The following is a 10464-nucleotide window of genomic DNA, read 5'->3' as shown; positions in this document are numbered from 1 at the left end:
GAAATGGCGGTCGCTGAGCCCGCGTAGCAGCCTGTCGCGTTCGGCCTGATTGACCTCGGTATCGGCGACAAGGGTGAACCAGTTGCGGAAGCCGGCGCGGACATACCAGCCGGCCAGGGCATCGAGATACATCGCGGCGCTGGGCGACATGTGGAAGGTCGAGGGGTTGCACAATTCATTGCGCAGCGCGTCATCGGCGCCCAGAAGATTGATGAACGGAATGGCGCGCTCGTCGGCCCAGGCGCTTAGCAGGCGCGCCTCGGCCTCATCAAAACCACCAGCTAAAGCAAAGACTTCGTCGGAGTCGACCAGTTCCTCGGCGGCGGTGATAACGTCCTCGCCCTGCGCCTCTTTCTGGATAATTGCGAAGTCAAAACCGAACATGCTGGCGTTGAAGGAGAATTCCTCTTCGGCCATGATCGTGCCCTGTTCTGCCGACCGGGCCACGGGCGCCATGAGCGGATCGACGGTGTCGGGTGCGGGGCGGATGATGCCGATATGAACGGGGCCTTCAAGCTGCTGGGCGGTGGCGATCTGCGGCATGAAAACCAGCGTCGATGCGGCGATCAATATGGCGCAGAGCAGGCTGCCTGGGCCGAATTTGCGAGCTGAAACAAGGGTTTGGGAAGCCTGTGCCGCACCCGCGCAGAAGTTCAGAAGCGCTCGCATCGACCCCATCCTCCCTTTTGATCTGTTGCCTCTCTTGGTACGAAACGAGACCTCCAATTGCAACCGTAAATGCCATTTACAGGCGGCTGGCAGGGGGCGGTTTCGCCATCCGCGGGGACATGGGAAGGCGCTACCGCCTCCGATCCTTGCGCCAATGTTGACGAAAAAATGCATGGACTTGTGACAAATTCAGCATCGGGTTGCCTGAAAGATGAGGGCGAGGTTCGGGGGCGTCGCTATTGGCCATTGCCGGTGATGGTTGACCACGCCACGGCGCTCCAGGGGCCCAGATGCAGGAGGTCGCCGTGCTGGGAGGTGTCGCCGGTGGAAACCGGTGGGGCGGTGATGATGCAGGGGATGGCGCAGGCGCTGGCGGAGGTGTTGAGGGCCATGGTGAGCACGCCAGCTTCGAAGATCCAGTTGATGACCAGCGCCGTGCCCGCGCGGTGGCTTTCGGCCTTGCCGAACCGGGAGGCGGTCAGCGGCCAGACGCGCGAGCGTCGCCATTGGTTGAGACTGCGGAAGCGGTCCAAAGCGGCCCGGCGCTCCGGCCTGTCGAATTCGGTCCAGTCGAGCTTGGCCCAAACGAACGTCGCCTGCGCATTGGGGTCGGGCAATTCTCCCTCGCTGACGTTTTGGCCGAAGCTCTCGCGCATCTGGCGATAGCGGCCCGATTGCATGGCTTGGGCTTCACTGGCGGGAAGATCGAGAAAATAGGGGAAGGCAGTTTGCAGATGCGCTTCCTCGCCCATGAAAAACAGGGGAATCTGGGGAGACAGCAGCAGGACGAAATGAACGAAATCGAGCTTGTCGGCCCCGATCCGGTCGGGGAGGCGGCCACTGTCGGCCCGGTTGCCGATCTGGTCGTGATTTTGCAGATAGACGACCAAGGCATCGGGACCCAAGGGGTGGCTGAGCCCGCTGCGATCGATCAGGCCATGGGTGAGACCGTGTTCGAGGATGGACCACGGATCGCGTGAGCCATCGCCATATTGGTTCTTGTCGTCACCGGTGACGAGGAAACTGAATATGTGCTGGAATTCATCATGCCACTGGGCGGTGAACAGGGTGGGGGTTCCGGCGGCACTGCGTTCGAGCCAGCAGGCGGTGTTGTTCATGTTCTCGACAACGAGCATGGCGTCGGGCTTGATGGTGCGCGCGGTGCCGGTGAGCTCGACAAGGCACTGATCGCTGCCCTCGGATTTCATTTCATGAAGCGCATCGAGGCGCAGGCCGTCGAAATCGAACTCGGCCAGCAAAAGGTGGGCGTTTTCGCAAAAAAAGCGCCGCACCATCGGCTGGTTGAAGGCAAGGGCAGCCCCCCACGGGGTGTGGGCGTCAGTGTCGAAGAATTCGGGCGCGTAAAGCGGGATGAAATTCTCGTGGCTGCCGAAATGATTATAGACCACGTCGAGCAGCACGGCGATGCCCAGGGCGTGGGCCCGGTCGATCAGGTGCCGGAGGTCCTCGCGCGAGCCATAGGCGGCGTGGGGCGCAAACAGCAACGTGCCGTCATAGCCCCAGTTGCGGTCGCCGGGGAACTGGCTGATCGGCATCAGCTCCAGGGCGGTGTACCCGGCATCGCGAAAATGTTCGAGACGGGCGGCAAGACCGAGAAAGGTGCCCTCGGGCGAGACCGTGCCGACATGGACCTCGCAGAGGACGGTTTCGTGCCATGGGCGGCGGGTTCGCGGGGATGGAGGGCGCCCGAGCGGGGCACACACGACGCTCCAGCCGGAGGTGCCGCCTTCCTGTCTTCGCGAGGCGGGGTCGGGAAATTCAAGATCGCCCATGCGGAATTTGTAGCGCGTTCCGGGACCGGTGTGCGGCACCTCTGCCGTCCACCATCCGTCGGCTTCCGGCTGCATGGGAACAGCCGGACGATCGGGCATGATGACCGCCAGCCGGGTGGCGCTGGGGGCCCAGAGCCGGAAAGTGGTGGACCTGGCGGAAACAAGGGGGCCGAAAAGATACTGCATGGCGCTCCCTATCGGACTGAAGCCGAAACAGGCCCGGTCGCGTCAGGATGATCCGGGCGTGGCCATCGGCGAAACGGCCATGCCGGACTTTGGTTGCGCGAATGGGCCCCAAGCGTTGCGCTGATGCGATCAGCCGGCGAGGCCGAGCTGGGCGTCGGTAGCGGTGCCGGAATATTTCTGTGGCGGCGGCCAGGGCCTTTGCTGCCATGCGGGCTCGAAGGTGAAGCTCGAAACGGTGCGGCCCGGAACCAGGGCACCATTTCCGGCACCCATGGCGTAGTCATAATAGAGTTTGATGACCTGCTCTTTATTGACCTGCTGGGCGGCAGGATGGGCGAGGCAGGCATCGCGCCAGCGCCGGACCCGGGCAAAGCCGGATTCGGGGAGGTCAAAACCCTCGTAATAATCGAGGAACCAGAAGCGCATGAACATCGGGGTGAAAACGGCTTCCGCGAGACCGAACTGCTCGAACAGGAACGTGCCCTCTGGGTTTTGCCAGACGAGGAAATCGTCCAGACGCTGATATTGCGCCAGCATCGCGTCGCTGAAAGCGGACCGGCGCGCCTCGTCCTGATTGAGGACGTACCGATATCCGGCCCCGGTAAAATCCCCCTCCATGGCAATGAGCATCGCCTCGACGGCGTGTTCATAGGGATCGGCGCGGGCGATCTTGCCGTGGCCGCTGCGCGCATCGAGATAGTCGAGGATGACGAGGCTTTCTTTCAGCACACCCTTGTTCGTAACAAGGATCGGCAGGGCAGTGGAGCCGCGTGTGAGTTCGAGCAGGGCCGGATCGCGCGGACGGGTGATGTCGACGACGCGGAATTTTACGGCATCGACAGCCCCCTTGAGGCTGAGCAGGATTTCCAGGCGTTGTGAAAAGGGGCAGACGGGAATGTGATAGACGACAGGCATGTCGGGCATTGCTGCATCCTCCCTTGGGCAAAGAGTACACCTCGCCGTCCGGCGGTCAACCGGCTGGTGCCAAGGGGGCTGCCGAGCGCAGCAAAAGGCCACGGGTCCGGAGAGCCGTGGCCGAAACACTGTTTGGGCGACAACAGGCGGTTCGCGTTTTTCGCGAAGCGAGACGGAACCGGCTTGTCGCCGTCACCGGACCGGAAGGATTTGCCTTGTTTAAAGCAAGGCCACCGGTTCGAGAGCCTGGATCACCGTTGTGCCAGGTTTTCTCCTTCGGAGAAGGAGCGAAACAGCGGGATGAGCTGCCAGATGGCCGACAATCCCACCACGATATAGACTATTTTTGACAGCATGCTGCCGACGCCGAAAATGGCGGCGACCAGATCGAATTGGAAGAGGCCAACCAGTCCCCAATTGAGTCCTCCAATTATTACGAGGATCAAGGTAATGATATTAACGGCTCGCATAATTCGTCTCCAGCTTGGGTCAGAACACAGTGAAGCTGGATGACTCGCCGGGTGCGAGTCAAGTTCTTTTGCAAATGATGGCAGTAAGTACCACAACCGTCGGGCTGTGGTGCTTGCCTTTATTGATGCTGCCTCGCGGGCCGTGGGCCGTTATTGAGTTTCGGGGGCGGGGTTGACGCTGGAGCGGGGGGCGGGAAGCGGAATGCCCGGCTTGCCCTCGGACCGGTCGCGGTGCAGCGCGGCGCGGGCAAGGGTCATCAGCGTCACCGGCGTGGTCACCGTCACAAACACCACGATCACGATTTCATGGAAGACCGGGCGGCCGCCGATCAGGGTGAAATAGAGCGCGGAGGCCAGCGCCATGCTGACCAGCCCATAGCTGGTGCCCAGGGTGGGAGCGTGAACGCGGGCGTAGAAGGTATCGAACCGGGCCAGCCCGATGCAGCCCATCAGCGTGAGGCCAGCGCCGCTGACGACCAGAAAGGCAAAGATAATGGCGGCCCATAGGGGAATATCGGTCATTCGATCACCTCGCCACGCATGAGGAACTTTCCAAGGGCCGCAGTGCTGACAAAGCCCAGAACGCCGATGATCAGCGAGACTTCAAAAAACAGCGGCGTGCCCACTCTTATGCCCACGGTGAGCAGCATCAGCATGCCCACGACATAGAAGGCGTCGAGCGCAAGAACGCGGTCCTGGGCGCGCGGGCCGATGACCATGCGATAGACAGTGACCAGCATGGCGACGCCCAGAAGGATCTGGGCAATCATGAGGGACCATTCGACCAAAACCAGACTCATGTGAAGATCTCCACGAGGCGCCCCTGATAGCGGTTGCCGATGATGTCGATCCAGGCGGCCTCGTCATAGACATCGAGCACGTGAAGGAGCAGCTCGCCCGCCTCTTCATCGAATTCGAGCCAGATGGTGCCGGGGGTGGCGGTGACGATCACCGCGAGGAAGGCAAGGGCGGTGCGGTCGCGCAGCTGGATGGGCACGCGCACGAAATTGGCGGTTTTCGGCGAGGTGCCGCCGGTGAGGATGATCCAGAGAACGGCGATATTGGAGCGCACGATATCGATAGTGACGACCAGCACCAGCTCGGGGATCAGCCATGGCCGGTGCAGGTAGGGCTTTTCCAGCCCGAGGCGGCGGGTCGCCTGACCGGCGGCAAAGCCGATGACGAGGCCGAGCAGGATCTGCCCGGTCGACACGCTCTGTTGCAGGATCAGCCACAGCGCGACCAGCGACAGCGACAGGATCGGGTGGGGGAAAAGGCGGCTCATGGCAGCACCCCCCGGCCCGGATAGGGCAAGGGCGACGCGGTCAACACCGCTTCGATGTAGCCGACCGGGTTGTGCAACTCAGCGGCGGCGGCAGTGAAATAGGTCATCGCAGGTCCCGCAAACACGGTGAGCGCGAGGCAGACGACGATCAGCGCCGTGATCGGTACGATCTCCACCACGCTGACATTGGGGGTCATGTCCTCGCGGGTCGCCCAGAAGGTGTTGATGCCGCCGCGCAGCATGGCGATCATCACGGCAAGGCCGGACACGATCAGCAGGGTGACGGCGGCCCAGTCGGCTCCGGCGATCGGCGAGCCCGTGCCGCCAGCGTGAATGCCGATGATGCCCGCGAGAATGGCGACCTTGCCGACAAAGCCGGAAAAGGGCGGCAGGCCGGCGAGCAGCAGGGTGCAGGCAATAAAGCTGATGCCGAGCACGGCGAGCTTGCCGGGGATGGGGATGCCGACTTCTTCTTCGTCGGGCAGGACGTCTTCGTCCTCGAAGCCGAACGCTTCCATGGTCACGGCGAGAACGTCGGCACCGGCCATGCGGCCGCGTTCGATGAGTTCGACCAGCATGAACAGAGCGGCCAGGGCGAGGGTCGAGCCGACCATGTAATAGAAGGCGCCCGCGGCGACTTCGATGCCGCCGACTCCGATGGCCACCAGCATGGTGCCCGAGGAGACGATCACCGCATAGGCGGTGAGGCGCGCCAGCCCCTGAGAGGCGAGGACGCCGACCGAGCCGAAGACCAGCGTGGCGAGGCCGCCGATCAGCAGCCAGTTCTGGGCGAGACCCGCCGAGGGACCGGTATCGAGGCCGAACAGGAGCAGCGACAGCCGCCAGATGATATAGACGCCGACCTTGGAGAGGATGGCAAAGACGGCCGCCACGGGGGAAACCGCGGAGGAATAGGCCGAGGGCAGCCAGAAGCACAGCGGCCACATGCCGGCCTTGGCGAGAAAGGCGGTGCCGAGCACGGCGGCGCCCACTTCGAGCAGCATGCGGTCGGCATCGTCGATCAGAGGGACCCGCACCGCCAGTTCGGCCATGTTGAGCGTGCCGGTGACCCCGTAGATCAGGCTGACGCCGATGAGAAACACCGAAGACGCCACGAGGTTGATGGCGATGTATTGCAGCCCGGAGCGCACCTTGGCGACTGTCGAGGCGTGGAGCAGCAGGCCATAGGAGGCGGCCAGCATGACCTCGAAAAAGACGAAGAGGTTGAACAGGTCACCGGTCAGGAACGCGCCGTTGACCCCGGCGATCAGAAACAGGAACAGGCTGTGGAAATGCGGGCCCGCCCCGTTCCAGCGCGCTGAGGCAAAGATCATGGCGGCGGCACCAAGCACCGCCGTGGTCGCCACCATCACCGCCGCAGCGCGATCGGCCACGAGGACGATGCCGAAGACCGGTGACCAGTTGCCGAGCAGGTACACCCCCAGCCAGCCATTTTCGCCATCGGAGGCGGTGAGGACCAGCAGCACGATGGATACGGCCAGCAGGGCGAGCATCGTGGCCAGAACGGCGATGGCCTTGCCCACCCGGTGCTGGTCGCGAAACAGCAGCAACGCGGCAGCGACCGTCAGCGGCAGCAGGACCGGAATGATGACGAAATGTTCGAGAGAAAAACTCATTGGCCAGGCTCCCGTCCATCGACGTGGTCGGTTCCGGTCAGACCGCGCGAGACGATCAGCACCACGAGAAACAGCGCCGTCATGGCAAAGCCGATGACGATGGCGGTGAGCACCAGCGCCTGGGGCAGGGGATCAGTGAACGCTGCGGTGTCCATGGGGATGGAGGGGTCGAGCACCGGCGGCTTGCCGGTGCCGAGCCGACCCATCGAGAAGATGAACAGGTTGACCGCATACGAGAGCAGCGACAGGCCGATGATGACCTGAAAGCTGCGGGGACGCAGGATGAGCCACACGCCCGAGCCGGCCAGAACGCCGATGCCGATTGCGAGAATGAGTTCCATCACGCCTCTCCTTGGGTGGGGACAGCTTCAGGAGCCGGTTCGGTTTCCGCCAGGCCGGTCTCGTCGGGGTCATCGTCGTCGATCCCCGGGCGCTTCTTGGGCTTGCGGATCGACTGGTGGGCGATGGCGACCAGCATCAGTACCGTGGCACCGACGACGAGGGCGAAGACGCCCAGATCGAACAGCAGGGCCGAGGCGGTGGGGACTTTTCCGATGAACGGCACCTCGGTGTATTGGAAGAACGAGGTGAGGAACGGATAGCCGAACACCCAGGCTCCAATACCCGTTGCAATAGCCATCAACAGGCCAAACGCGATCCAGCGCACCGGCAGGACGCGCAGGCGTTCCTCCACCCAGCGGGTGCCGCCAGCCATATATTGCAAAAGGAAAGCCACCGACATGGCGATGCCCGCCGCAAACCCGCCGCCGGGAAGGTCGTGACCGCGGAAAAACAGATAGGCGGCCAGGACGATGATGACCGGGAACATCCAGTTCATGATGACGGCGGCGATGGGCGTGTAGCGTTCGCCGCCTTCGGCCTCGATGTCCTTGCCGCGACCGAAGAATTCGATCAGGCGGCGCTGCTGTTCGGGGCGCTCCATGCTCTCGGGAGCGGGACGGAAGCGGCGCAGCAGCGCAAATACCGAAAGCGCGACGATGCCGAGGACGACGATTTCGCCAAACGTGTCGAAGCCACGGAAATCGACGAGGATGACGTTGACGACGTTGCGCCCGCCGCCTTCGGAATAGGCCAGTTCGAGGAAATAGGTCGCGACGGTGTCGGAGAGTTCCCGCGTCATCACGAAATAGGCGATGGCCGCGGTGGCCAGCCCGACCGCAGCGGCGATCGTCAGGTCGCGGCCCCGGCGGATGACCACCGAGAGCGGCATGTGCCGCTGGTCATGCAGCTCCTGTTTGCGTTGTGGCATCCAGCGCAGGCCGAGCAGGATCAGCACGGTGGTGACGACCTCGACCAGCAATTGGGTGATGGCCAGATCGGGAGCCGAGAACCACACAAAGGTGAGGACGGTGACCAGACCCGCGCCGCTCATCAAAACGAGGGCGACGAAGCGGTGGTATTTGGCCTGTTGGGCGGCCCCCACCGCGCAGGCGATGCCCGCCATCCAGATGAGGGCGAACACCGGGTCGAACTGGACCGCGGGGAAGACGACGCCGGGGATATCGAAGCGCGACGTGACTGCGACGCCGGCGGCCAGCACCGTGAGGATCATGATGCCGATCTGGGCCTGCAACCGGCGGGTGCCGAGAATGGATTCGAGGCTGCGGGCCATTTTCCAGGAAATGGTCACCATGAAGCGCTCGAACATGCGCTGGCCCTTGAGGTGACGCACCAGCGGGGGGCCGTCGAGCTGATAGGCGATCTTGCGGATGGCGAAATAGACCACAACACCGCCCGCCATGGCGATAATGCTCATGAGCAGCGGCATGGAAAAGCCGTGCCAGACCGAGAGGCTGTATTGCGGGGTCTCGCCGCCCATGACGGCCACGACGGCGGTGTGCAGGAACGGGCCGATGGTGATGCCGGGAATGACGCCGACGATCAGGCAGATCAGCACCAGCAATTCGATGGGAATGCGCATCCAGACCGGGGGCTCGTGGGGCTGCTTGGGCAGATCGACCGGGTCGGGGCCGAAAAAGGCTTCGGCGATGAAGCGGATCGAATACACCACGCTGAACACCCCCCATATGGTCGCGACATAGGGCAGGGACAGATCGAGCAGGGTGCCGGTATGGGTCTCGACGGTTTCGGCAAAGAACATTTCCTTGGAGAGGAAACCGTTGAGGAGGGGAACGCCCGCCATGGCGGCGCTGGCCACCATGGCGGCGGTGGCGGTGATCGGCATGAACCGGAACAGCCCCGAGAGCTTGCGCAGGTCGCGGGTGCCGGTTTCGTGGTCGATGATCCCGGCGGCCATGAACAGGGAGGCCTTGAAGGTGGCGTGGTTGACGATGTGGAAGATTGCCGCCACCGCCGCCAGCGGGCTCGACAGTCCCAGCAACAGGGTGATCAGGCCCAGATGGCTGATGGTGGAATAGGCAAGCAGACCCTTGAGGTCCTGCTGGAAGATCGCCGAATAGGCGCCCAGAACCAGCGTGATCAGGCCAGCCGAGCCCACAACCCAGAACCAGATGTCGGTGCCGGCCATGACCGGCCAGAGCAGGGCAAGCAGGAACACGCCCAGTTTGACCATGGTTGCCGAGTGCAGATAGGCGGAAACCGGGGTGGGGGCGGCCATGGCATTGGGCAGCCAGAAGTGGAAGGGAAACTGGGCGCTTTTGGTGAGGGCCCCGAGCAGGATCAGCACCAGAGCGACATCGTAAAGGCCATTGGCCTGGATCGCCTCACGCGAGGACAGGATGACGTCGAGCTCATAGCTGCCGGAAATATGGCCGAGCAGCAGCATGCCGGCCATCAGGCACAACCCGCCGGTCGCGGTGATGGTGAGCGCCATGCGCGCGCCATCGCGGGCGGCGGCGTTGTGATACCAGTAGCCGATCAGCAGGAAGGAAAAGAGGCTGGTGATTTCCCAGAAGATGACCAGCTGGATGACGTTGCCCGACAGGACAACGCCGAGCATGGAGCCCATGAACGACAACAGGAAGGCGAAAAACCGCCGGACCGGGTCTTCGGGCGACATGTAATAGCGCGAATAGAGCATGATCAGCGCGCCGATGCCGGTGATCAGCACCGAGAACAGCCAGGTGAACCCGTCCATGCGGAAGATGAGATCGAGCCCGAGCCCGGGCACCCAGCTCAGGCGATAGCTGAGCACCTCCCCATTGGTGACGTAGGGATAGAGAAAGATGGTGACGCCGAAGGCGAGAACGGCAACGCCAAGGGCGACCCATCCCGACAGGTCGCGATCAAAACGGCCCAGGGCGAGGATGAGCGCGGCGGCGAAAGGGATGCCGACAAGCAACGAAACTAAAACCGGTATATGCATTGGCACCTTTGGTTTGCCTCACCCGGAGACGTCATGCCGTGCCCGGCAAGGCAGCGGCGGTTGATTGTATCGGATGCGCCGGAGCGCTTCGCTGCGATCGGAGCAGACCGGGCGCAAAGAGCGGGACCCGTTTCCGGCCACACTCCAGCCTATATCGATCTGGCCGATCCCGGCATGACTAATATGAATTAATTACGGAATT

The 10464-nt window shown here is 63.1% G+C and carries 10 protein-coding genes; all 10 read right to left on the bottom strand.

Annotation, left to right across the window (positions count from 1 at the left end; genetic code table 11):
- A partial coding sequence (locus VNS12_RS03225; protein WP_325486402.1) for an ABC transporter substrate-binding protein occupies positions 1–669 on the bottom strand: 669 nt, incomplete at its 3' end.
- Positions 670–905: 236 nt separating this feature from the next.
- Positions 906–2648, bottom strand: a complete 1743-nt coding sequence (locus VNS12_RS03220) for an alpha-amylase family glycosyl hydrolase (protein WP_325486401.1) — start codon at positions 2646–2648, stop codon at positions 906–908.
- A 129-nt stretch (positions 2649–2777) separates the two neighbouring features.
- Complete coding sequence (locus VNS12_RS03215; protein ID WP_325486400.1) at positions 2778–3572, bottom strand: glutathione S-transferase family protein; 795 nt, start codon at positions 3570–3572, stop codon at positions 2778–2780.
- Positions 3573–3814: 242 nt separating this feature from the next.
- A complete protein-coding gene (locus tag VNS12_RS03210) occupies positions 3815–4033 on the bottom strand; it encodes a DUF378 domain-containing protein (protein WP_325486399.1) in 219 nt (72 codons plus the stop codon).
- A 150-nt stretch (positions 4034–4183) separates the two neighbouring features.
- Positions 4184–4555: a monovalent cation/H(+) antiporter subunit G gene (mnhG, locus tag VNS12_RS03205; protein ID WP_325486398.1), complete on the bottom strand. Its 372-nt coding sequence runs from the start codon at positions 4553–4555 to the stop codon at positions 4184–4186.
- Complete coding sequence (locus VNS12_RS03200) at positions 4552–4833, bottom strand: K+/H+ antiporter subunit F (RefSeq protein ID WP_325486397.1); 282 nt, start codon at positions 4831–4833, stop codon at positions 4552–4554. The genes mnhG and VNS12_RS03200 overlap by 4 nt, the downstream gene beginning before the upstream one ends.
- Complete coding sequence (locus tag VNS12_RS03195) at positions 4830–5318, bottom strand: Na+/H+ antiporter subunit E (protein ID WP_325486396.1); 489 nt, start codon at positions 5316–5318, stop codon at positions 4830–4832. The genes VNS12_RS03200 and VNS12_RS03195 overlap by 4 nt, the downstream gene beginning before the upstream one ends.
- On the bottom strand, positions 5315–6955 hold the full coding sequence (locus tag VNS12_RS03190) for a monovalent cation/H+ antiporter subunit D (RefSeq protein WP_325486395.1): 1641 nt from the start codon (positions 6953–6955) through the stop codon (positions 5315–5317). Before VNS12_RS03190 ends, VNS12_RS03195 begins: the two co-directional genes overlap by 4 nt.
- Positions 6952–7296 (bottom strand): Na+/H+ antiporter subunit C, encoded by a 345-nt coding sequence (locus tag VNS12_RS03185; protein ID WP_325486394.1) that lies wholly within the window; start codon positions 7294–7296, stop codon positions 6952–6954. Before VNS12_RS03185 ends, VNS12_RS03190 begins: the two co-directional genes overlap by 4 nt.
- Complete coding sequence (locus VNS12_RS03180) at positions 7296–10262, bottom strand: monovalent cation/H+ antiporter subunit A (protein ID WP_325486393.1); 2967 nt, start codon at positions 10260–10262, stop codon at positions 7296–7298. The genes VNS12_RS03185 and VNS12_RS03180 overlap by 1 nt, the downstream gene beginning before the upstream one ends.
- Positions 10263–10464: the final 202 nt, after the last annotated feature.

Source organism: Pelagibacterium sp., assembly GCF_035555455.1.
Lineage (GTDB): Bacteria > Pseudomonadota > Alphaproteobacteria > Rhizobiales > Devosiaceae > Pelagibacterium.
The sequence above is the reverse complement of the archived record's forward strand: the minus strand, read 5'-3'. Positions and strand labels throughout refer to the sequence as shown.